Source organism: Algicella marina (genome assembly GCF_009931615.1).
In the GTDB taxonomy this organism is placed as follows: domain Bacteria; phylum Pseudomonadota; class Alphaproteobacteria; order Rhodobacterales; family Rhodobacteraceae; genus Algicella; species Algicella marina.
Window position 1 is genome coordinate 2,712,501 of sequence record NZ_CP046620.1, and the last position, 21,819, is coordinate 2,734,319.

The window sequence follows — 21,819 nt, forward strand, 5'->3', positions numbered from 1 at the left end:
CCGCGCGATGCCAGCAGTATGGCAATTCCGACCCCGTAAACCATCGGCTCGAGCGGCCAGGCCTTCACCAGCCAGATATAGTGCAGGGCGGCCAGAACCGCCGCCGGATAGACGAGTCGGTGCAGTTTCGCCCAGGCCGCGCCGCCGAGCCTGCGCACCGACCACCCGTTAGATGTCACCGCCAGCGGCACCAGCAGCAAGAACGCCGATGTGCCCGCAATGATGTAGGGCCGCTTGGTCAGATCCTTGGCCAGCGCTCCCCAGTCCAGTTGCAGGTCAAGAAAGAGATAGACGGCGAAATGCAGCGCCACATAGGCGAAGCACGCCAGTCCCAGCATCCGGCGAAAGCGCATCAGGTTGATCCGGGTGATCCGCAACAGCGGCGTGACGCAAAGCGATGCCACCAGGAACTGCAAACCGAGCTTGCCCAGTCCGTGCTCCAATGTCTTGACGGGATCCGGCCCCAGACCGTTCGTCGCCGCCAGCCAGACATACCAGCCGAATGGCACTGCGGCGAGGATGTAGAAAGGCCAGACAGGCGGCTTGCGCAGCCAGCCATTCAACGAGCGCACCGCTTCCATCAGAAGTTCTTGTGCAGGTCCATGCCGGCATAGAGGCTGCCGACCTCATCGGCGTATCCGTTGAACAACAGGGTATCCTGCTTGCCCGCGAACAGCCCGCTGCCGACCACGCGTTCCTTCGCCTGGCTCCAGCGCGGGTGGTCCACTTCCGGGTTCACGTTGGAATAGAAGCCGTACTCGCTTGCCGCCGTCATGTTCCATGTCGTCGGCGGCTGGCGATCCGTCAGCGTGATCCGAACGATCGATTTGATCGACTTGAAGCCGTATTTCCACGGCACCACCAGCCGAAGTGGTGCGCCGTTCTGGTTCGGCAGTTCCTCGCCATACAGGCCGTTGGCGAGAATCGTCAGCGGGTTCATGGCCTCGTCGAGGCGCAGGCCCTCGCGATAGGGCCACTCAAGCGACTGGAAGCCGCGCTGCCCGCGCATCTCTTCCGGCCGTACCAGGGTTTCGAATGCCACGTATTTCGCGCTACTCTGAGGCTCCGCCCGCGCTATCACGTCAGCCAGCGGAATGCCGATCCACGGCACCACCATCGCCCAGGCCTCGACACAACGGAACCGGTAGACCCGCTCCTCCAGCACCGACGGCTTCAACAGGTCTTCCAGAGCATAGTCACCCGGTCGCCCGACCATGCCGTCTATCTTCACGCTCCACGGGTCGGTCGTCAGCTCCCCGGCATAGCGCTTGGGGTCTTCCTTGCGCAGGCCGAATTCGTAGAAATTGTTGTAACTGGTAATTTCCTCAAAGGCCGTCAATGGCGCCGGTGGCTCTCCCTCGGCTTTCACGTAATCCAGCGCCACCGCCTGGCGCGGCACCGCCGCCCCGGCAATCGCGCCAGCGGTGCCCGCCAACAGGGCGCGGCGGTTCAGGAAAGCGGCTTTCGGCGTGATCTCGGAAGATCGGATTTTCGGCGCGGTGTTGATCAGCAACAGGTCATTCCCTCGTCATTTACACTTATGGGCGCACATCCGCGCCATTGCCGTTCTTTTCGCACGGAATCCCGTAACGGCGGATTCACGTTTCCTCGTGAAATGTGACAGCACCCGGGCTACGGCCGGCAGCGCAGGGCACCTGCCGGTAAACAAATGGTGAGTGGAAATCCCGCAAGTGCCGGGCTTAGCGCTGCACGGCACGTTTCAAGGCCGCGCGCGGGATTTTTGCCATGATCCGCTTTCAAGGGAGCGCCGTATCTCCAGCCAGACAAGGATGTGCTCCGTGTCTGAAACCTTCAAAGGAGGAACACAATGCTTCGCCGTACTTTCATAGCAACAACCGTCGCCCTGGGCCTGTCCACACCCGCTTTCGCAGACGGGCACTCGATGGATATCGTCGACACGGCCGTCAATGCCGGCACCTTCTCCACCCTGGTGGCAGCCGTTGAAGCGGCCGGACTGGTGGAAACACTCAAGGGCGAAGGCCCGTTCACTGTCTTCGCGCCCACAGATGAAGCCTTCGCCGCCCTGCCCGAAGGCACGGTCGAAGGTCTGCTGCAGCCCGAGAACAAGGATCAGCTTGCCGCGATCCTCACTTACCACGTCATCCCCGGCAAGGTGATGTCCACAGACATCTCCGGCCCGATGTCCGTGGCCACGGTGCAGGGCTCCGAGGTGGACATCACCACCGAGGGTGGCGTGATGGTCGACGGGGCGACCGTGACCACCGCCGATATCGAGGCATCGAACGGCGTCATTCACGTGATCGACAGCGTGATCATGCCGCAGTAACCGCTGCCGGTGCGCCCGGGGCTACAGGCCCCGGGTGTTACTCACAGGATGAAATCGCTCGCGTCCAGCGCGCCAGCCGCACCGTTGACGATGATCGTGCCGCTGCCGCCCAACGCATCCAGATCGATGATCGCATTCCCCCAGCGCGAGGTCATGGCCGCATTGATGTCGCTGAAGAACACGCTGAAGGCCGTCATGTCGATCTTGTCCGTGCCGTTCTGGAAATCCCAGATCCGGTCTTCCCCCGCATTGCGATAGAACTGGAACACATCCGCACCGGAGCCTCCGGACAGCAGGTCGTCGCCCTGTCCGCCGTTCAGCGTATCGTCCCCTCCGAAACCCTTAAGGTCGTCATCGCCCAGACCGCCAAACATCAGGTCATGACCGCCGCCGCCGGACACCAGGTCGTCCCCCGCGTCGCCGCGCAACTCGTCATGGCCGGCACTGCCGCGCAACTCGTCATCGCCTCCGCCACCGCGCAACATGTCGTCCCCTGTTCCGCCGTCGAGATCATTGTCCTCGTCCCCGCCGCGCAGAATGTCATCACCGGCGCCGCCGTCGACCACGCCGATCACGCGCCCGTTGGTGCCGAAATAAACATCGTCGCCGCCATTCAACGTAACATCCCCGATCAGCGTACCCGTATTGACAAGGATCTCGACCGACCCGCCGCCTGAAAGCGCGTCACCGTCCGGGGCAGCCACCGAGACAAGGCCGCTGTTGACGACACGGAACACATCCACCGAATCGACCGACACAATGTCGATCCCGGTCGAATCCGCATGAATTTCGCCCGAATTCGTCAGCCTGCCATTCTGCTCTATGCTGTCGGTTGGAGCCGACATCCGCACGCCGATAGACGCGAGGATGTTGCCCGCGTTCAGGATGTTACCCGAGCCCGAGCCGGCGTCGATACCGATGGATCCAACGGAGATGTTTCCGGCATTGTGGATGATGTAGTCCCCGCCCGACACATCAAGGCCGTTCGACTCGGCAATCACTCCACCGAAGTTTCGGATCTCGCCGTTCGATCCGGAGAGCCCGATTCCCGTCGAGGCGGAGGAGACGGTCCCGTGATTGCGGACGGAATTGCCGGTGCCGGAGTAGAACACGCCGAAGCCGAAGCCGGTTATTGATCCGTAGTTGATAAGCGAGGAAAAACTGGCCCGCACGTCGACCCCTTCGCCAGAGAGCCCCACGATCGAACCATTGTTGACGAAGTCGTGGCCGCTATCACTCACAGTGTTGCCAAAGAACTGGATCCCGTCGCCGCCCGCTTGGACGGAGGCGCCGAACCCGATGGAGATATCGTTGTTATTGGCTCCCGTCGAGGCAACGATGCCGTCGTCTCCGGCGAACACATCGCCCTCAATGAAATACTCGAGGTTGTCGAAGTCCACGAAATCGAAAGCATCCGTATCCGCGGCGACATAGAAACCTTCCCGCGTGATGTAGGTGTCCCCGCTTGCGGAAACGTTGATCCCGATTGTCGTGTTCGTTGTCAGAATTACAGCCATGATTACACTCCTCAAGATCGACGCGCCTGGTCCTGGCGGCGCCGGTTTTCCGAGAGGCTGTATATCAAAAATCGGCTTAGAAAGGTAATTTAACCGGTTCTTGCGTGATCTTCGGCACACTCCGTGGCCCACCGGCAGGACACCGAGTGCAAACGGGCGCGGCGATGATGCGCCGCGCCCGTTTCGCTCAGTGCACCACGGCTGCCCGCGGGCCCTCGTCAGCCAGATGATCGCCAACGATCAGCCCGTCCGGGCCTGCCGTTACCGGGATCTGGCTGCCGTCCACAACCTCCCCGGACAGCAGCATTTCCGCCAGCGGGTTCTGCAGGCTCCGCTGGATCACGCGTTTCAGCGGACGCGCCCCGTAAACCGGATCATAGCCCTGGTTGGCCAGCCATGTCCTCGCGTCCTCGTCCAGCGTCAGCCGGATGTTGCGCGCCTCCAGCCGCTGATCGAGAATCCCCAGCTGGATATCGACGATCCCGTCCATGTTGGCGCGGGACAACCTGTCGAACAGCACGATTTCGTCCAGCCGGTTCAGAAACTCGGGGCGGAAATGCGCCCTCACCGCTTCCATCACCTGCTCCTTCGCTTCTGCACTATCCGTGCCTTCCGGCAGGATAGACAGTGCCTGGCTGCCGAGGTTCGACGTCAGGATGATCAGCGTGTTCTTGAAATCGACCACACGCCCCTGCCCGTCCGTCAGGCGGCCATCATCCAGCACCTGCAACAGCACATTGAACACATCTCCATGTGCCTTCTCGACCTCGTCGAACAGGATCACCTGGTAGGGCTTGCGCCGCACCGCTTCCGTCAGCACTCCGCCTTCATCGTAGCCCACGTAACCCGGAGGTGCGCCGATCAACCGGGCCACGGAATGCTTCTCCATGAACTCGGACATGTCCACGCGGGTCATTGCGCTGTCGTCGTCGAACAGGAACTCGGCCAGTGCCTTGGTCAGCTCGGTCTTGCCCACACCGGTCGGCCCAAGAAACAGGAAACTGCCCATTGGTCGGTTCGGGTCCGCAAGCCCGGCGCGCGAGCGGCGCACCGCATTGGAAACCGCGGCCACGGCCTTCGCCTGCCCGATCACCCGCTGGCCCAGATCCTCTTCCATCCGCAACAATTTCTCGCGCTCGCCTTCCAGCATCCGGTCCACCGGAATGCCGGTCCAGCGCTCCACGACGCTCGCCACGTGCTCGGGCAGCACCGCTTCCTCGACCATTACGTCGCTTTCCTCGGCGCGCTCGGCCTCGGCCAACCGCTTCTCCAGATCGGGAATGACACCGAACTGCAACTCACCCGCCTTGGCGAGGTTGCCAGCCCGCTTGGCCTGATCCAATTCCGCGCGCGCGTGGTCCAGCTGTTCCTTGATATCCCGCGCCCCGGCCAGCTTGTCGCGCTCGGCCTGCCACTGCGCCGTCATCTCGGAGGAACGCTCCTGCAACTCCACAAGCTCCGCCTCCAGCTTCTGCAACCGGTCCCGAGAAGCGTCATCCTTCTCGACCTTCAACGCCTCCGCCTCGATCTGCTTCTGCAGGATCTCGCGGTCCAGAGCGTCCAGTTCTTCCGGTTTGCTGTCCACTTCCATCCGCAAGCGGCTGGCTGCCTCGTCCATCAGGTCGATGGCCTTGTCCGGCAGAAACCGGTCCGTGATGTAGCGATGGCTCAGCGTCGCCGCCGCCACCAGTGCCCGGTCGGAAATGCGGATGCCGTGATGCACCTCGTACTTTTCCTTGATCCCGCGCAGAATGGAGATGGTGTCGGACACGTTCGGCTCAGTCACCATCACCGGCTGGAACCGGCGGGCAAGGGCTGCGTCCTTCTCGACGTGCTTGCGGTACTCGTCCAGCGTCGTCGCACCCACGCAGTGCAACTCACCACGCGCCAGCGCGGGCTTCAAAAGGTTGGAGGCATCCATCGCCCCTTCGGACTTGCCCGCCCCCACCAGCGTGTGCATCTCGTCGATGAACAGGATGATCTCGCCCGCCGCGGCCGTCACCTCGTTCAGCACGGATTTCAGCCGCTCCTCGAACTCGCCGCGATACTTGGCCCCCGCGATTAGCGCGCCCATGTCCAGCGCCATCAGCTTCTTGTTCTCAAGGCTCTCAGGCACATCGCGGTTCACGATCCGCAGCGCCAGCCCTTCGGCGATGGCGGTCTTGCCGACGCCGGGTTCGCCGATCAGCACGGGGTTGTTCTTGGTCCGGCGGCTCAGCACCTGCATCGTGCGGCGGATTTCCTCGTCGCGGCCGATGATCGGGTCGATCTTGCCCTCGCGTGCGGCTTCCGTCAGATCGCGGGCATATTTCTTCAGCGCCTCGAACGTATCTTCCGCCGATGCACTGTCCGCCGTCCGCCCCTTGCGCACGGCATTGATCGCCTCGTTCAGCGACTTGGCGCTCACGCCTGCGGTCTTAAGGATCTTGGCAGCATCGCTCGGCTGCACCGCCAGTGCCGTCAGCATCCGTTCGACAGTCACGAAACTGTCTCCGGCCTTCTTCGCCAGATCCTCGGCTTCGGTCAGCACCTTGCCGGTCAGCGTGTCTATATAGATCTGGTCTCCGCCACCCGTCACCTTCGGCAATCCGGCCACGGCAGCATCGACGTCCTGGCGCACGGCAGCCGCATCGCCCCCCGCGGCAGCGATTAGGTTGGCGGCGAGCCCTTGCTCATCGTCCATCATCGCTTTCAGCAGATGCGTCGGCAGGATGCGCTGGTGGTCCTCTCGCATCGCGATCGTCTGGGCCGCCTGGATGAACCCACGCGCCCGTTCGCTGAACTTCTCCAAGTTCATGGTCAGTCTCCTTCTCAAAGCGCCTGCCGGGCCGCCCGATCAGGCGCGGGCCGCAAGCCTCGATTGGGATATGGGGTGTCGAAATCAGGGTTGCAAGAATGCAACAGGCGCCTTCTGCAGCAAAATTCCCGACCAATCCGGTCGCAATACCGAAACCATACCAAACCCATACCGAACCCAGCTTTCTCTCCGGGGGGGCACCTCACTCCGGGGCTGCGTAGGAAACGAAGGCGAATGCCCGCCCGTCGGGCGCCCAGCAGGGCACGTTGATCGTACCCTGCCCGCCGTTGAAGCGGCACAGATCCCGCGCCTCACCGCCTTCCGCCGGCATCAGCCGCAAGACCACATCCCGGTCCCGCGGATGCCCAGTCGTGCCGGGCGGATAAGCCAGGTAAAGCACGTGTTTACCGGTTGGATCCGGGTGCGGAAACCAGTTCACGAACGCGTCGTCCGTCATCTGCTGCAATCCGCTGCCATCCACCCGCATCCGCCACAACTGCGCCGATCCGGTCTTGTCCGAATTGAACCAGATCCACGCGCCATCCGGCGTGTAGTCCGGGCCGTCGCAATGCCCCATGTCCCGCGTCAGCCGCTTCTCCGCCCCCCCGGCGACAGGGATAGTAAAGATGTCGAACGCCCCGTCTCTCCGCCCCACAAAGGCCAGCCGCCGCCCGTCCGGCGACCACCCGTGCCAATAGCTCGGATTGCGTGCCGTGACCTGCACCGGCTCCCCACCCTCGAAGGGCAAAGTGAAGATCGTGGAGTCGCCGTTCAGCCGGTGCGAGATTGCGATTCGGTATCCCTTTGGACACAACCCATGGTCGTTGTTGCACTCATCCGCACAACCTGTATCAATTGTCTCCAGCTTCGGATTTGCCACGGAAAGCCGAAAAAGATGACCATCGCCGTTGACGACAAGCGTCTGTCCATCCGGGGACCAATTGGGGGCTTCAAGCAGGTCCGCACTGGCAAGTACGATATTTCGGCGCCCGATATCTATCTCGAATGTCTCGATAAAACTTCGCATTCTATTTTTCTCCGGTCTTCCGAATTGCCTTCACGGGCCACGGCAGGCTCCCGGCAAAGCCGCGACGAACATAACACCGTATCTCGTTTTGAACGTCTGACGCACACAAAATTGCCGCATACGATCCGCATTTGTGATCGCGAGAATCAAAGCCCTTTGGCCCCCAGAGAACGCCAGAACATTCGTCAAAAACGAAGGAGACCTCCCCCGTGTATCCGTTTTTTCGCTTCAAAAGTACCGCGCTGATCGGCGCGACGCTGGCTGCGGCCATTGCCCTGCCCGCCATCGTCGAACCCGCCGTTGCCCAGTCACGCGAAGGCGCCACCAAGACAATGGGTACGCGCTACACCATCGCTGGCCGTCAGCGCATGCTGTCCGAAGGCATGGCCAGCGCAATCTGCCTTTCCCGTCTGAACGTTGAGCAGGAAGAGAACGAATCCGACCTCTACGTGATGCGGAACGTCTTTGATTGGTATCACCTCGGTATCAACGGCGGGAACAGCGGGCTGGAGCTTCAGGCCGAACAGAGCCGGTTGGTCCGCCGCAAGTGGGAGCGTGTGGACAAAGTCTGGCAGGACCTTTCAGTCAAATATGACAGGGTTCTCGAAGGCGTCTACATTCCGGAGAGCGACTTCAACGCGATCATCGACGAGACGGCGCTCCTGTCCGACCTCAACAACTCCCTAGTCGTATCCTTCCGCTCCGAATACGAGGACGAGATCAGCGCCGATGGTGGCCTCGGCAACGCCCTGCTGATCGACCTTTATGAACGGCAGCGTATGCTGGGCAAGAAACTGTCCAAGGACATTTGCCTTATTGCTCAGAATTACAATGTGGAGGAATCCCGCGCATCCTTGGTGGAAACCGTAGGCATCTATGAAAACTCCGTGAGAGCCTTCATCGAGGGCATGCCTGCCCTAGGTGTGCCGCCCGCACCGACCGAAGAAATCCGCGATCAGCTTGAGCTAGTTTCCCAGAACTGGGCGAGCATTCGCCCCATCGCGGAAGCTGTTGCAAATGGTGGTCAGCCCGATCTCGATGATCTTGAAACTCTCCATGGCACGATGGAGAAGATCACCGGTGAGATGACGCAGGCGATTGAAGCCCTTGTACGTTTCAAGGAAACCGCTAAGAACTGACGCCAAGTTTCGGGGCGCATCACGGTGCGCCCCGCCACCGGCAAACGTGCGAGGCGAACATGAGCGAGACGGTCACCCGCGCAGATGACAGGCTCATCGTGGCCCTCGACCTCCCCAATGCCCTCGCAGCCCTCGAAATGGTCGATCAAATCGGTCCGGCCGTAGGCTTCTACAAGATCGGGCTCGGCATGCTCACCGGTGGCGGGCTCGCTCTCGCCGACGAGTTGAAGCAACACGGCAAGCGGGTCTTTCTCGACATGAAGCTGTTCGACATTCCGGCGACGGTGAAAGCCGCGGTCTCCGGTCTTTGCCAGTACGAACTCGACTTCCTGACGGTCCACGGCGATCCGCACGTCGTGGAGGCCGCCGCCAGTGCGAGCGCCGGCCTGCCAACAAAAATCCTGGCCGTAACCTTCCTGACATCGCTTGACCGGGGGGATCTGGACCGCTCGCTGATCCGCCCGGGTGAACTTGCTGATCTCGTGGTGGATCGCGCCAGGACAGCATTTGTCGCCGGTGCAGATGGTGTGATCGCCTCCCCGCATGAGGCAGTGGCAATCCGCGCTTTACCGGAAGCAACTGGAAAACTGATCGTGACGCCTGGCGTCCGCCCCGCAGGCAGCGCCAGTAATGACCAGAAACGCATCGCCACGCCGGCAGAGGCCCTCACAAAAGGCGCCGATCATATCGTCGTCGGCCGCCCGATGTGGCAATCGGAAAACCCGCGACAGGCTGCGGCTGATATCCTCGCCAGCATTCGGAATATCTGAGCCTGTCACAGAGAATTGCCGGAAATGGCAATTCACGTCTCGTCTCAAACGCGATACGCTGCCGGCATCCCGTTCAGAGTCATGTAATGAACAGCCTTTGCCGCGACTGTCTCTCCACAGAGCCCCCCAAAGGCCGGCGCTGCCGGAAGTGTGGTTCCCCGCGCCTGCTGACTCATACGGAGCTGGGTAGTCTGTCCATCGCGCACATGGATTGCGACGCCTTCTATGCATCGGTTGAGAAGCGGGACAATCCCGACCTGCGCGACAAGCCGGTAATCATCGGCGGCGGCAAGCGGGGCGTCGTCTCCACCGCCTGCTACATAGCCCGGATAAAGGGCGTGCGATCTGCCATGCCGATGTTCAAGGCGCTCGCCCTCTGCCCGGAAGCCGTGGTCGTCAAACCAAGGATGGAGAAATACGTCGAGGTTTCACGCGAAATCCGGTCCCTGATGGAAGAACTCACTCCGGTCATCGAACCGCTTTCGCTTGATGAGGCTTTCCTCGACCTGACGGGAACCGAACGGCTGCACGGCGCACCGCCATCATTAATGATGGCCCAGCTCGTCCGCAGAATAGAACAGGAGTTGGGCGTCTCCGCCTCCGTCGGCCTGTCACACAACAAATTCCTGGCCAAGATCGCATCTGATCTCGACAAACCTCGCGGCTTCTCGGTAATCGGCGTGGCGGAAACGGACGATTTTCTCTCCCGTCAGAACGTTTCCGTTATCTGGGGCGTGGGGCGTGCCTTTCGGGAAACTCTGGAACGCGATGGTATCCGCACGATTGCAGATTTGAAGCGACGAGAGCGCAAATCCCTCGCTGAGCGCTATGGTGCCATGGGGGACAGGCTGTGGCATCTGGCCCGCGGCCAGGACAGCCGCCGCGTTTCATCACGGTCCGATACCAAGAGCATTTCGAATGAAACCACATTCTCGGAAGACACGATTGATCCCGACCTGCTCGAAGGCCACCTCTGGAGGCTTGGAGAGAACGTTTCCGACAGGGCGAAGGCAAAGGATCTCGCGGGCCGTGTTGTTGCCCTGAAGCTGAAGCGCAGCAATCATTCCAGCCTGTCGCGTCGCATCACCCTCCCGGAGCCCACGCAACTTGCCCATGTCATCTTCGATGCCGCCAAACCCTTGCTCGAAAGGTCGATCAGCGAGGGGCCATTCCGGCTGATCGGTGTCAGCCTCACCAACCTGACGGCAGGCAGCGAAGCCGACACGTCTCCAGATCTGTTGGATGCGTCAGCCAAGGCCAGAACAGCCGCGGAGAGGGCAACGGATGCGATTCGCGACCGGTTCGGCAAGGATGCGATTCTCAAGGGCCGGTCGCTGCGCTAGGCTCGAAACTCTCTCGGCTCAACTATCGACGCAGCGTGCAACACGGCATTCCCGGATATCCAGCGCACCCGCAGCAATAGTTTGTCATTCGAACTGAGCAAAAATCGTGCAATCATTCAGCTGAATGCTGCCCACTGTTGCAAAATCGACAATATCGATCACTCCTGCTTGCCAGCCAAGCTATCTCGCAACTGCACACTTGACACTGCTGCGCTGCAGCATGATGATCGTTGCAGATGCTTTGGCATTGTGCGCCGAGAGGCGCTTCCTCCCTAGACTTGGGCCACGCTTCGTGCGTGGCCCTTTTTTTGCTGTAGATGGGGAGGCTACTCGGCGGCGAGGGATTGCGCCTGGTCGCAAACTTGCGCCAGCGCCACCACCACACGCGCCAGACGCTCGCTGGCCTCTCGAAATCCCGAGTGCGGCAAGATCGTTCGTTCATCCATGTAGAGCTTCCGATCAATCTCGATCTGCAAGGCATGAATGCCACTGACGGGTTTACCGTAGTGCTGGGTAATGAAACCGCCAGCGAACGGGGCGTTTCGGGCAACGGCGAACCCCTCGGCCGTGAAGATTCCCATGGCCGCGTCAATCAGCCAGTGCCCGCAGGATGCCCCGAACCTGTCACCGAGGATTACATCGGGCCGCCGCCCATGGACCAGCGGCGCGGCAGACAGCGCATCGTGCGGCATCGAGTGACAATCAAAGAGGATGGCGCTGCCGAAACGTCGGCGCTGCTGTAGCAGTATCTGCTCCAGCATCTTGTGGAAGGGTCGGTACGCCTGCCGCAGCCGCAACTGCGCCTCTTCCATTGAAATCTTGCCGGCCTGAATGGCCCGCCCCTCTCCGACGACTCGGGGAATAACTCCGAGACCGGCCGCGATCCGCGGATTTGTCGCCACACGCTCCACCCCGGCAATCAGGGCAGGATCGAGTTCATCTTCCTTGCGGTTAAGGTCGACATAGGCGCGCGGGAAACGGGCAACCAGCATGGGCGCACCGGCACGTGGTGCGGCCTCGAACAGCCGATCGACGAATGCGTCCTCCGACGAGCGCAAGGCAACCGGGTCCAGCAGTGCACCGGCCATGAAGGCTGTAGGATAGTCGGACCCGGAATGGGGAGAGCTGAAGACGGCTCGGGAAGTCACGCGCCCCGGCATTGTAAGATGGTATGGCAACTCCACTGCGGCGGCGCTCCGGCAACTTCGACAAAAAGGAACTTAGAGCAAACATCAGTTTGGCAAAAGCCCTTGAACCCCGTGATCTTCCCTTTTATAGAACTCCCTCACGGCAGGGGCGCGAGTCTCTGCTTGTCTGTTTTTCGGGCGTATAGCTCAGCGGGAGAGCACTTCGTTGACATCGAAGGGGTCACTGGTTCAATCCCAGTTACGCCCACCATTCACCGGCCGCCCGCGGCCAACGCAACAAGGCGCAGCAGGCAACGCGCGCGCCGATCGAGGAGAGAGGCCATGAAGGTCAGAAATTCGCTTCGCTCCCTGAAAAGCCGCCATCGCGATTGCCGCGTGGTGCGCCGCAAGGGACGGGTCTACGTGATCAACAAGACCCAGCGTCGGTTCAAAGCCCGTCAGGGCTGAAGCCGGTCGCAGTAGTTAAAAAGGGCCGCGCCATGATGGTGCGGCCCTTTTTGTTTCGGGCGTCAGCTTACGATACCCGGTACCATTCTTCAGTCGTCGTCGGAAACTGCCAGAAGGCGCTGTACCGTTCCCTGGTTGAAAAAACCTGTCACCTCCAGCTCCTGGCTACTTTGAAACTGGCGCACAGCCCGGCGCGTATCCTGATCGACCGTGCCGTCCACAGGTCCCGGCTCAAACTCCAGCCTCGTCAACCGCCGTTCGAGCGTTCTGATAGAATCCTGCGATAGTCCCAATGCGTCCTCTTCCGAGCGGAACGCAGCACGTCGAGCCTGACGGTCGTCGGCATCGCGAAGCTCGGCTATCTGTTCCTCGGCCCTGTCACGGAACCGACCGTCCGGGTTTGCCTGCAGGTAAGCACGATACGCTGCAATCGTTGCATCCTGCTGGGCCGCCTGCCATGCATCGCGGTCCTCGGAACGTGCGGACTGTTCTTCCTGTTTGCGAATCTGGTTCAGCATCCGGTTGGCCTGCTTGGAATGTACGCCGTTGGGATACCGCTTGAGGTAACGCAGAAGCTCGGGCTTGGTGTCATTTTTGCCGGTTGCCTGCCAAAACTCGGTATCGGCACGCTTCCGTTGCCATTCAGCCTCGCGTATTTCTTTGCGCCGCGCGTCGGCATCGCTTTCCAGCATGGCGAGTTGCGGCTGTCGGAGGTATCCGGTCACATCCAGTCCACGTGTTTCCTGCCAACTGCGCAACGAGCCGCGCGTACCGCGTCCGAAGATGCCGTCGATCCCGCGCGTATCATATCCGAGAATTGTAAGGTGCCGCTGAATTTCCTTGCGATCGTCCGCTGTCAGTCCAATGGCCTGCTCGTTCCGCTCCGCCGGGTTGCCGAGCATCGATTTCGCCTCCTCGGCGTGTGGGCCATTCGGGAAGCGGCGAAGATAGGCTTCTATCAGCACCCGGTCTTCCGATGTGGCAATCATCTGCCAAAGCATGTCCTGCGCGAACTTCAGGCCTGTATCACGGTTGCGACCAGCCGGGACCAACAACATATCGTCGGTCACCTTACCCTTGAGCGTTACGCCCTTGTTACGGGATTCGACTTCTGTGGCACTCAGTCCAAGCGTCAGAAAATCCTGCCGCACTGCCTCGTTCACGGCGCCTGCATTTCCGTAGACGACGAGAGCGTTCTCCGGAGCATCAACATCGAACGGCCGCGTCGCAAATTCTTCGAACTCCGGGTCCACCATGGAGTTGAGCGCCAAGATCACGGCCGCATCGCCTTCGCCGGAAGTAGCCGTCGATAACAGCGCGGTCAGCGGCACAGCCTCGAAGATTACACCCGTGCGTTCCGTGGCGGACATGTCGGCCGGAACGAGTAAGGTTTCATTGCCTATCGTCACGGCGCGACCGGAGAAGTGGATGACAATCCTGCCGTCCCCGTCCTCTACCTCGCGGCTAAAGTCCGACAGCATCCTTCGGATAGCCGAACGGCTCAGATCACGCCCCTGAGTTACCTCGTACCCCATGTCCCGGTATAGTGAGACAAGATCAGCATGCCCGTTATCGACGTTCTCGGAAAGGCTGCCTCGCAGAGTTGCAGGATTGCTGATGATGAGTGCCACATCCTGTGCCTGCGCCAAGGTTGCACTCAAGGCCAAGGCAGTGGTGGCCGCCAACCGGCGGGTCAGTTTGCTCGAAAACATGATGTCTCCCTTTCGGTTCTATTCTTGCCGCGAGAGAAGCACATCGCCCGCGAGAACCGAAATCAACACAAGGGTCCGGATATGACAGTTTTGAAAGATCAGTCGTAGACGCGCTGATCGTCAATCACTTTCCCGTCATTCGGCAGGCTGCCCGGCGGCACAATTGTCACGCTGCCGCGCACCTTCAGCAGATCCCTCACTGTCTCTTCCAGAGCCGAGGTATCGCCGTCGCTGCCCTCCACCGACACGGCCATCACATCGTCCTCACCGGCGCGTGATATTGTCACCCGCGCCTTACCAACGCCCGTACGGGCAACCAGTTCCGCCACCTGCTCCGGTCGCACGAACATCCCCCGGATTTTCGTCGCCTGATCGGCGCGGCCCATCCAGCCCTTGATGCGCGGCGCGGTCCGGCCACAGGCACTCTCGCCCGGCAGCATCGCGGAAAGGTCGCCGGTGGCGAACCGCACCAGCGGATAGTCCCGATTCAACACCGTCACCAACACCTCACCGACCTCACCATCCGGCACCGGATCGCCGGTACCGGGGCGCACGATCTCGACGATCACATGCTCATCAAGGATCATTCCATCCAACGCATCGGACTCGTAAGCCACAAGCCCGAGGTCAGCGGTGGCATAACACTGCCGCGTCGCGATGCCCCTGTCAGCATAGCCCTGACGCAGGCTCGGGAAGAGTGCCCCCCCAGAAACAGTCGCGGTGGAAATCGCCGTCTCCAGCCCGAGTTCGTCCGCCTTCTCCAGAATTTTTCCAAGAAAATCCGGCGTACCGGCATAGGCAGTTACGCCAAGCGCAACGGCTGCCCTTGCCTGCATTTCGGTCTGCCCGACACCTGCGGGCACCACTGCCGCACCCACTGCCGCAGCCGCACTCTCGAACATGGTTCCGGCAGGTGTCAGGTGATAGGAAAAGCAATTCTGGATAATGTCGCCGGCTCCGATGCCACTGGCATGCAGGAATCGCCCGAGGCGCCAGAAATCCGGCGCCTCGCCGCCGGGCTCGAAGATCGGTCCGGGCGACATGAACAGATGCCGCATTTGCCGGTGCGACCGGGTCGAGAACCCGCCGAGCGGCTGCTCCGGCGACTGAACCGTGGACAATGCACTTTTGCGCAACACCGGTAGCCGCGCCAAAGCCGCACGATCCTCGATCTCGTCTGCACTGCATCCGTCCAAATGGGCCGCCAACCCCGGCGCATGTTCCAGCGCGAAGTCCATCAACTCCCGGAACCCTGCGAAGAGATCCGCTTCCCTCTGATCGGTGGACCGTTTTTCAAGCGCGTCGAAGAAAGATGTCATCCCTGCCCCTCAGCTCAACCAGCGCTTACGACGCCGGTAACTTCGTACATCACGGAAGCTCTTGCGGCCCTTGTCCGAAACACCGAGATAGAATTCCTTCACATCCGGATTTTCCCGCAACTCCGCAGCCGGGCCGTCCATCACGATACGCCCGCTCTCAAGAATGTAACCGTAATGGGCGAACCGCAGGGCCACGTTGGTATTCTGCTCAGCCAGCAGAAAACTGACGCCCTCCTTCTCGTTCAGATCCTTGACTATGGTGAAGATTTCCTCGACAAGCTGCGGCGCCAGTCCCATCGACGGTTCGTCCAACAGCACCGTTTCAGGTCGGCTCATCAGCGCCCGCCCGATGGCACACATTTGCTGCTCACCTCCGGAGGTATAACCCGCCTGGCTCCTGCGGCGATCTTTCAGGCGTGGGAAATAGCGGTACACCATGTCCAGGTCCGCCGCGACCGCGCCCTTGCCATCGGTGCGGGTGTAGGCACCCGTCATCAGGTTCTCCTCGACGGTCAGATGCTCAAAGCAGTGCCGCCCCTCCATCACCTGGATGACTCCCTTCTTCACCAGGTCGGAAGGTGACAGGTTGCCCACCCTTTCGCCCCGGTACACAACGGACCCCTTGGTGATTTCCCCCCGCTCGGAGTGCAGCAGGTTGGACACTGCTTTCAGCGTCGTCGTCTTGCCAGCGCCGTTGCCGCCCAGAAGCGCCGTGATCCCGCCCTTCGGAACGGTCAGCGACACACCCTTCAGCACAAGGATCACGTGGTTGTAGATCACCTCGATATTGTTGATTTCGAGGAGCGTCTCCCCGGCTTCCGTTCCATCCTGCACGCGTTGTCCGCCTTCCTGCCAAAGCAATTGCGCCCCCTCTCGACAAGGGGGCGCAAACAATCACTCACAACTGCGTTCCTCCAAGCCGTTCTCTGCCGCATAGGCCGCGGAATCCTCGGCCACCAGCGGCTCGATGACACTGCGGTCCGCTGCGATGAAATCAGTCACCGGCTCCCACTTCTGCTCACCTGCATTCCATTGCTGAACCAGGGCGATACCGGGTCCGGAATGCTGCTCGCAGGTGACGGAAACCTCGGGTGCAAATCCGGGCAGGCCCAGTTCTTCCATCCGCGCCGCCGTGACATCAAGCGCCTCCATGCCATCACGCATCATCGCCGCGTCGATCTCGGCAGTGCCGTGGATCTCCTGCGCCTTCAGGGCTGCTTCGGCCGCCAGCATCGCCGCATAAAGCCCCCGATTGTACTGCACCTGCCCGATACTGCTGCCGTCGCCGGCTGCAAGTCCCTTGTCGACCACGTGTGTCTGGATGTCATCGAAAATCGGAAAGCCCGTGCCCACACCGGTGAAATTCACCGACTTGTAACCATCCGCTCCGTCTCCGGCAGGCAGCACGTCGGGTTCCGCACCCGACCACCAGACGCCGATGAAGTTCTCCATCGGGTAACGAATATTGGCGGCCTCCTGCACGGCGACCTGATTCATCACGCCCCAACCCCAGAACAGCACGAAATCGGGCCGCTCACGGCGAATCTGCAACCACTGGGATTTCTGTTCCTGTCCAGGGCTGTCGACCGGGATCAGCGTCAGGCTGTAGCCCTCGTTCTTGGCGATTTCCTCAAGCGTCCGGATCGGTTCCTTGCCGTAGGCCGAGTTGTGATAGAGCAACGCGATCGTCTTGCCCTCAAGGCTGCCACCGGCCTGATCCTTGGCGTGCTGCACCATGATCGAAGCGGCATCCCAATAGGTGCCGGGGTAGTTGAATACCCATTCGAACACCTTGCCATTGGCAGCGGAGGTTCGCCCGTAACCCATCGAATGAATCGGGATGCCATCTGCTGACGCTTTCGGGATCAACTGGTAGGTGATGCCGGTGGACAAGGGTTGATATACCAGTGCGCCCAGACCCTTCGTGCTCTCATAGCACTCCACGCCTTTCTCAGTATTATAGCCGGTTTCGCACTCGGGCACGGAGACTTTCACGCCGCCAATACCGCCATCGCGCTCGTTCAGCAGCGTGAAATAGTCTGCATAACCGTCGGCAAAGGGCGTCCCGCTGGCCGCGAACGGCCCTGTCCGATAGCTGAGCGACGGAAACACCAGGTCCGCCATCACTGGCGTTGCCGCCATCAGGCCAGCAACCGCCAGACCCGTCAGATTAATTAGTCTCATGTCTTCCTCCCGTTAATGGCCCCGTTTTCCGGGGTCCGTTGATTATCTCTGAGTGAAGCGCAACGCTCCGCTCAGCCTTGGGCGCCTCCGCCATGGACATTTGGACCGAAGCAGGGGGAACCGCCCTTCATCTTCGCAAAAATATCCCCGCCGGAGGCATTCAACTTTTTCTCCTCAATGTGGAAACGGCCACAGCCGCAACTTTTCCTTGATTGTCCGCCACAGGGCCGCCAGCCCGTGCGGTTCCACGATCAGGAAGAAAATGATCAGCGCCCCGAGAATGACGAATTCGAAATGCGCGGCAATATCCGTTGGCCATCCCAGCCCACCAACCATGATATTCTTCAGCAGAACGGGAAGCAGCACGATGAACGCCGCCCCTGCAAATGACCCGAAAATCGAGCCCAACCCGCCGATGATGATCATGAACAGCGCCAGGAAGGACTTGTTGATGCCGAACGCCTCGCCCACTTCCACTGCACCAAGATAGACCGTGAAGAAAAGCGCACCGCCGACGCCGACGAAAAACGACGATACGGCAAAGGCCGAAAGCTTCGCCCGCAACGGGTTCACTCCGATGATCTCGGCAGCGATGTCCATATCCCGGATCGCCATCCACGAACGCCCCAGCCGCCCTCGCGTCAGGTTGCGCGCCAGCCATGCCATCGCAAAGACGATGATCAGGCAGAACAGGTATTTCGCCTCCGGTGTCGCGTTGGGTCCGGTGATCAGGAAGCCGAACATGGTCCTGTCCGGCGCGTTGATCTGGCCCGACGCCGAGTAGTTGTAGAACCAGGGCACGCGGTTGAACAGCCAGACGAGGAAAAACTGCGCCGCCAGTGTCGCCACGGCAAGATAAAAGCCCTTGATACGAAGGGAAGGCAAGCCGAACAGCAGCCCCACGCAGGCCGTCACCCCGCCGGACAGGAAGATCACCACGAGGATGTTGAGATCCGGCACCGCCGTCATGATCTTGTAGGCCGCATATGCGCCCACAGCCATGAAGCCTCCGGTGCCGAGGCTGACCTGCCCGCAATAGCCTGTCAGGATATTCAGGCCGATGGCAATGATCGACCAGATAAGGAAGGGAACCAGCACCGCCGAAGCGAGGTATTCATTCAGGAGGAACGGGATCGCCAGAAATGCCACGGCGACGACGGCGAAGTACCGCCAGCGATCGAAGGTAATGGGGAAGGTCTGGCCGTCAGCCGCGTAGCTTGTTTTGAAATCTCCCGCCTCGCGATAAAACATCAGTAGTTCGCCTTCGGTCCACTGAACCGCTCGAACGGCTCCATCAGTTCCGGCGCCCTTTTCCACAAGAGAAGGCCAGCCAGTGCCAGCGCCGGAAGCGTCATCAACCCAAAGGTCGAGAAGCCTACGACCAGTAGCAGAACAAGCCCGCCCCAGACGGCAAACCTGTCCGCCTCCGCATCTCGCGGATCCATCATCGGTACCAGAAAGCGCAAGGCCATATAGGCGGGCGCCACCAGCAAGATCAGCGCAATCAGCGAAACCAGCCCGCGCATGACCATTCCGAATTGCGGCGCGAACAGCGCAAGGGCGAACGCCAAGAGCGCTCCCCCTACCACCAGCCGGGGCGACATCGTTTCATCTTCCCGAAATAGGCGATCCAGCATCTTCACGTATCATTCCTCTCAGTTCTTCGGCCAAAAACGCCGACATCAGACCCGCTCGATGATCTTTTCGCCGAAAAGACCCTGCGGTCGGAACACAAGAAACAGCAGTGCCAGCACATAGGCAAACCAGTTTTCGGTGGCACCGCCGATCAGCGGCCCGATGCTGAACTCGAACAGCTTCTCTCCCACACCGATAATCAACCCGCCAACGATTGCGCCGGGGATGGATGTGAACCCGCCAAGCATCAGCACCGGCAGTGCCTTCAGCGCGATCAGGCTCAGCGAGAACTGCACACCCAGCTTCGCCCCCCACATGATACCGGCAACCAGCGCCACGAAACCGGCAATTGACCAAACGATCACCCAGATACTGCGCAGGCTGATACCTACCGACAGCGCAGCCTGGTGGTCGTCGGCCACCGCTCTCAGTGCCCGCCCGGTGCGCGTGTATTGCGAGAACAGAACCAATCCGATCACGAGGATGGCCGCGAAGACTGTCGCCCAGATATCGAGATTGTCGATATAGAATCCGTAGAACCCCTCGCCGCCCCAATTTGCCGTGGTCTCTTCCAGCCACAAATTTCCACCCTGCGGCAGGCCGACATCAAGCTTCTTGATGTCCGATCCCCACATCAGGTCTCCGAACCCCTCCATGAAATAGGCCAGCCCGATCGTCGCCATAAACAGAATGATCGGTTCCTGGTTTACCAGATGCTTCAGCACCAATCTCTCCACGGCGTAGGCGAAGGCGATCATCACCAGAACCGCCATGAGAATTGCAACCACCGGCACGCCGCCGATCTTCGGCATCTCCCAGCCGAAGTAATGCAAATCCGAACCGAAGACCGCGTTCAGAAGGTGCGCGAAGGGAACCTGGCCACTTTGCAACCCTACCAGCGTGAGCGCCGCGAAAAGCGCCATGACACCCTGGGCATAGTTGAAGATGCCGGAGGCCTTGAAGATCAGCACGAAACCCAGCGCCACAAGCGCATACATCACTCCGGCCATCAGACCGTTCAGTACCACTTCGATCGTGTAGAGGGCCTGTGCGCTCAACTGTCAGTCCTCCGCTCTCAACTCGTTGACGGACAGATGCAGCCTGCCGATCTTGGTGTCGGAGAACAGGATCACCTCGATCGGGGCCTCGCGCCAGTCACTGCTCTCCAGCCGCAATATGAGCCGTTCCTCCTCGCCGCGTCGTTCCGTTTCGGCGTACCGGCCGTCAGCCACCATTTTTTCCAGCTTCGCCAGCACGACGTCGCGCACCACTTCCCGGCGTCGAAGACCCGGATCATAAATGCCGACACTGCAGCGCAGATATTCGCTGCTGGTATCACGGGCGAGAAAGAACAGGTCGTCCTGCGTCTGCCACGCTAGGGAGGTGTTGGTCAGGCCCGGCACCAGCGCCACGACAGCCGCCGACAACTTCATGCCATCCTTCACCGGCGTGGTGTTCTGCTCCTGCGGACCGATGCAACGCTCCTGAGCGAAGCCCCAGAACGCCTCGGCCTGTTCCGCATCGTCGGCCATAGCCACAGGCGCCTGCAGCATCATCATCGCGATGGCCATGGCGCATCCCGCGGCCCGTCTGCGGGTGACGCGAAGTGCTACCTTCACGTCACTCATGGGGAACCCCGAGATATGCATCGATTACCGCCTGGTCCCTGCGCACCTCTTCCGGGGTCCCGTCGCCAATCTTCCGGCCATAGTCCAACACCACGACCCGGTCAGAAATATCCATCACCACGCCCATATCATGCTCTATCAATGCAATCGTCGTCCCGAACTCATCGTTCACATCCAGAATGAAGCGGCTCATGTCTTCCTTCTCTTCCACATTCATTCCTGCCATCGGCTCATCAAGCAACAGGAGTTTCGGCTCCGCCGCCAGTGCCCGGCCCAGTTCCACCCTTTTTTGCAAGCCGTAGGGCAGGCGGCCCACCGGCGTCTTGCGAATTGCCTGGATTTCGAGAAAGTCGATGATCCTCTCCACGACCTCGCGGTTGGCCACTTCCTCCCTCTCCGCCGGCCCGGCCCAGATCGCCTGCTGCCACCACGGTGCCTTCATCTTGGTGAACCGTCCGGTCATGATGTTGTCGAGCGTGCTCATGCCGCGAAACAGCGCGATGTTCTGGAACGTCCGCGCGATCCCCTGATGCGCGATGGCATGCGGCTTCATCGGCCCGCGCTTCTCGCCGCGAAACCAGATCTCGCCCTCCTGCGGATGATAGAACCCGTTGATCACGTTAAGCATCGAGGATTTGCCGGCCCCGTTCGGCCCGATGATCGCCCGGATCTCCCCCTCTCGGATATCGAACGAGATATCCTTGATCGCCACCACCCCGCCGAAGCGCAGCGTGATGTTGCGCATCTCCATCAGCACCCCGCCGATGGTCCGCCCGTCCGGTGTGGTGAAAGATCCGCCGTCCATCAGTCGATCCTTATGCAGCGAAAATAGCCGAACCTAGGAG

Annotated in this window: 20 protein-coding genes and 1 tRNA gene (1 of these 21 cut by a window edge); 6 read left to right on the forward strand and 15 right to left on the reverse strand. The window is 60.8% G+C overall.

The annotated features are described in order from the left end of the window. Together msrQ and msrP are read right to left on the reverse strand one after the other, a co-directional pair. Window positions 1-581, reverse strand: partial view of a protein-methionine-sulfoxide reductase heme-binding subunit MsrQ gene (gene msrQ / locus GO499_RS13425; protein WP_161862654.1) — the 5' portion only. 46 nt of this gene lie to the left of the window's left edge; the window shows 581 of its 627 coding nt (coding positions 1-581); the start codon lies at window positions 579-581; the stop codon falls past the left edge of the window. Further along, entirely contained in the window at window positions 581-1,513 is a 933-nt protein-coding gene (gene msrP, locus GO499_RS13430; RefSeq protein ID WP_161862655.1) for a protein-methionine-sulfoxide reductase catalytic subunit MsrP, read from the reverse strand. The genes msrQ and msrP overlap by 1 nt, the downstream gene beginning before the upstream one ends. Window positions 1,514-1,828: 315 nt before the next feature. Between msrP and GO499_RS13435 the strand changes: the two genes are divergently transcribed. Next, window positions 1,829-2,308 (forward strand): fasciclin domain-containing protein, encoded by a 480-nt coding sequence (locus tag GO499_RS13435; protein ID WP_161862656.1) that lies wholly within the window; start codon window positions 1,829-1,831, stop codon window positions 2,306-2,308. Window positions 2,309-2,349: 41 nt separating this feature from the next. Here GO499_RS13435 and GO499_RS13440 read toward each other — a convergent pair whose 3' ends face one another. The 3 genes from GO499_RS13440 to GO499_RS13450 form a co-directional block, all read right to left on the reverse strand. Further along, on the reverse strand, window positions 2,350-3,825 hold the full coding sequence (locus GO499_RS13440; RefSeq protein WP_161862657.1) for a calcium-binding protein: 1,476 nt from the start codon (window positions 3,823-3,825) through the stop codon (window positions 2,350-2,352). A 187-nt stretch (window positions 3,826-4,012) separates the two neighbouring features. Next, on the reverse strand, window positions 4,013-6,622 hold the full coding sequence (gene clpB / locus GO499_RS13445; protein ID WP_161862658.1) for an ATP-dependent chaperone ClpB: 2,610 nt from the start codon (window positions 6,620-6,622) through the stop codon (window positions 4,013-4,015). 202 nt (window positions 6,623-6,824) lie between these two features. Then, window positions 6,825-7,649 carry a TolB family protein gene (locus tag GO499_RS13450; protein WP_161862659.1) on the reverse strand — a complete coding sequence of 275 codons (825 nt, stop codon included), beginning with the start codon at window positions 7,647-7,649 and terminating at the stop codon, window positions 6,825-6,827. Between the two features lie 209 nt (window positions 7,650-7,858). On the opposite strand from GO499_RS13450, the gene GO499_RS13455 reads away from it, so the two are divergent. The 3 genes from GO499_RS13455 to GO499_RS13465 all read left to right on the forward strand — a co-directional run bounded on the left by GO499_RS13455 (window position 7,859) and on the right by GO499_RS13465 (window position 10,901). Further along, window positions 7,859-8,788 (forward strand): type IV pili methyl-accepting chemotaxis transducer N-terminal domain-containing protein, encoded by a 930-nt coding sequence (locus tag GO499_RS13455; protein ID WP_161862660.1) that lies wholly within the window; start codon window positions 7,859-7,861, stop codon window positions 8,786-8,788. A 59-nt stretch (window positions 8,789-8,847) separates the two neighbouring features. After that, window positions 8,848-9,558: an orotidine-5'-phosphate decarboxylase gene (pyrF, locus tag GO499_RS13460; RefSeq protein WP_161862661.1), complete on the forward strand. Its 711-nt coding sequence runs from the start codon at window positions 8,848-8,850 to the stop codon at window positions 9,556-9,558. A gap of 86 nt (window positions 9,559-9,644) precedes the next feature. Beyond that, entirely contained in the window at window positions 9,645-10,901 is a 1,257-nt protein-coding gene (locus GO499_RS13465; RefSeq protein WP_161862662.1) for a DNA polymerase IV, read from the forward strand. Window positions 10,902-11,227: 326 nt separating this feature from the next. On the opposite strand, the gene GO499_RS13470 is transcribed toward GO499_RS13465, so the two are convergent. Next, entirely contained in the window at window positions 11,228-11,989 is a 762-nt protein-coding gene (locus tag GO499_RS13470) for an N-formylglutamate amidohydrolase (protein ID WP_284154741.1), read from the reverse strand. A gap of 235 nt (window positions 11,990-12,224) precedes the next feature. Here GO499_RS13470 and GO499_RS13475 point away from each other — a divergent pair. After that, window positions 12,225-12,299, forward strand: a tRNA-Val gene (locus GO499_RS13475). A gap of 71 nt (window positions 12,300-12,370) precedes the next feature. Further along, the gene (ykgO, locus tag GO499_RS13480) at window positions 12,371-12,496 is read left to right on the forward strand and encodes a type B 50S ribosomal protein L36 (RefSeq protein ID WP_028287243.1); all 126 of its coding nucleotides are present in this window, start codon (window positions 12,371-12,373) and stop codon (window positions 12,494-12,496) included. A gap of 89 nt (window positions 12,497-12,585) precedes the next feature. Here ykgO and GO499_RS13485 read toward each other — a convergent pair whose 3' ends face one another. The 9 genes from GO499_RS13485 to GO499_RS13525 all read right to left on the reverse strand — a co-directional run bounded on the left by GO499_RS13485 (window position 12,586) and on the right by GO499_RS13525 (window position 21,779). After that, the gene (locus tag GO499_RS13485) at window positions 12,586-14,208 is read right to left on the reverse strand and encodes a peptidoglycan-binding protein (protein WP_161862663.1); all 1,623 of its coding nucleotides are present in this window, start codon (window positions 14,206-14,208) and stop codon (window positions 12,586-12,588) included. 98 nt (window positions 14,209-14,306) lie between these two features. Next, window positions 14,307-15,527, reverse strand: coding sequence for a phenylacetate--CoA ligase family protein (locus GO499_RS13490; protein ID WP_161862664.1), 1,221 nt, complete (start codon window positions 15,525-15,527; stop codon window positions 14,307-14,309). A 9-nt stretch (window positions 15,528-15,536) separates the two neighbouring features. Further along, window positions 15,537-16,361, reverse strand: coding sequence for an ABC transporter ATP-binding protein (locus GO499_RS13495; RefSeq protein WP_161863982.1), 825 nt, complete (start codon window positions 16,359-16,361; stop codon window positions 15,537-15,539). Window positions 16,362-16,421: 60 nt separating this feature from the next. Next, entirely contained in the window at window positions 16,422-17,711 is a 1,290-nt protein-coding gene (locus tag GO499_RS13500) for an ABC transporter substrate-binding protein (protein ID WP_161862665.1), read from the reverse strand. A 174-nt stretch (window positions 17,712-17,885) separates the two neighbouring features. Further along, entirely contained in the window at window positions 17,886-18,962 is a 1,077-nt protein-coding gene (locus GO499_RS13505) for a branched-chain amino acid ABC transporter permease (RefSeq protein ID WP_161862666.1), read from the reverse strand. Next, entirely contained in the window at window positions 18,962-19,354 is a 393-nt protein-coding gene (locus GO499_RS13510; RefSeq protein ID WP_161862667.1) for a hypothetical protein, read from the reverse strand. The genes GO499_RS13505 and GO499_RS13510 overlap by 1 nt, the downstream gene beginning before the upstream one ends. 39 nt (window positions 19,355-19,393) lie before the next feature. Next, window positions 19,394-20,356, reverse strand: a complete 963-nt coding sequence (locus GO499_RS13515) for a branched-chain amino acid ABC transporter permease (RefSeq protein ID WP_161863983.1) — start codon at window positions 20,354-20,356, stop codon at window positions 19,394-19,396. A 51-nt stretch (window positions 20,357-20,407) separates the two neighbouring features. After that, the gene (locus GO499_RS13520) at window positions 20,408-20,974 is read right to left on the reverse strand and encodes a hypothetical protein (RefSeq protein WP_161862668.1); all 567 of its coding nucleotides are present in this window, start codon (window positions 20,972-20,974) and stop codon (window positions 20,408-20,410) included. After that, the gene (locus GO499_RS13525) at window positions 20,967-21,779 is read right to left on the reverse strand and encodes an ABC transporter ATP-binding protein (protein WP_284154743.1); all 813 of its coding nucleotides are present in this window, start codon (window positions 21,777-21,779) and stop codon (window positions 20,967-20,969) included. The genes GO499_RS13520 and GO499_RS13525 overlap by 8 nt, the downstream gene beginning before the upstream one ends. Between the last annotated feature and the right edge of the window lie 40 nt (window positions 21,780-21,819).

What these genes read in the sequence shown, in the direction of transcription:
- GO499_RS13515 (WP_161863983.1), bottom strand. Translation starts at nt 20,356, where the DNA reads ATGGCCGGAGTGATGTATGCGCTTGTGGCGCTGGGTTTCGTGCTGATC.
- pyrF (WP_161862661.1), top strand. Translation starts at nt 8,848, where the DNA reads ATGAGCGAGACGGTCACCCGCGCAGATGACAGGCTCATCGTGGCCCTC.
- clpB (WP_161862658.1), bottom strand. Translation starts at nt 6,622, where the DNA reads ATGAACTTGGAGAAGTTCAGCGAACGGGCGCGTGGGTTCATCCAGGCG.
- GO499_RS13450 (WP_161862659.1), bottom strand. Translation starts at nt 7,649, where the DNA reads ATGCGAAGTTTTATCGAGACATTCGAGATAGATATCGGGCGCCGAAAT.
- GO499_RS13505 (WP_161862666.1), bottom strand. Translation starts at nt 18,962, where the DNA reads ATGTTTTATCGCGAGGCGGGAGATTTCAAAACAAGCTACGCGGCTGAC.
- GO499_RS13470 (WP_284154741.1), bottom strand. Translation starts at nt 11,989, where the DNA reads ATGGCCGGTGCACTGCTGGACCCGGTTGCCTTGCGCTCGTCGGAGGAC.
- GO499_RS13525 (WP_284154743.1), bottom strand. Translation starts at nt 21,779, where the DNA reads ATGGACGGCGGATCTTTCACCACACCGGACGGGCGGACCATCGGCGGG.
- GO499_RS13465 (WP_161862662.1), top strand. Translation starts at nt 9,645, where the DNA reads ATGAACAGCCTTTGCCGCGACTGTCTCTCCACAGAGCCCCCCAAAGGC.
- GO499_RS13440 (WP_161862657.1), bottom strand. Translation starts at nt 3,825, where the DNA reads ATGGCTGTAATTCTGACAACGAACACGACAATCGGGATCAACGTTTCC.
- GO499_RS13485 (WP_161862663.1), bottom strand. Translation starts at nt 14,208, where the DNA reads ATGTTTTCGAGCAAACTGACCCGCCGGTTGGCGGCCACCACTGCCTTG.
- GO499_RS13520 (WP_161862668.1), bottom strand. Translation starts at nt 20,974, where the DNA reads ATGAGTGACGTGAAGGTAGCACTTCGCGTCACCCGCAGACGGGCCGCG.
- GO499_RS13435 (WP_161862656.1), top strand. Translation starts at nt 1,829, where the DNA reads ATGCTTCGCCGTACTTTCATAGCAACAACCGTCGCCCTGGGCCTGTCC.
- ykgO (WP_028287243.1), top strand. Translation starts at nt 12,371, where the DNA reads ATGAAGGTCAGAAATTCGCTTCGCTCCCTGAAAAGCCGCCATCGCGAT.
- GO499_RS13500 (WP_161862665.1), bottom strand. Translation starts at nt 17,711, where the DNA reads ATGAGACTAATTAATCTGACGGGTCTGGCGGTTGCTGGCCTGATGGCG.
- GO499_RS13490 (WP_161862664.1), bottom strand. Translation starts at nt 15,527, where the DNA reads ATGACATCTTTCTTCGACGCGCTTGAAAAACGGTCCACCGATCAGAGG.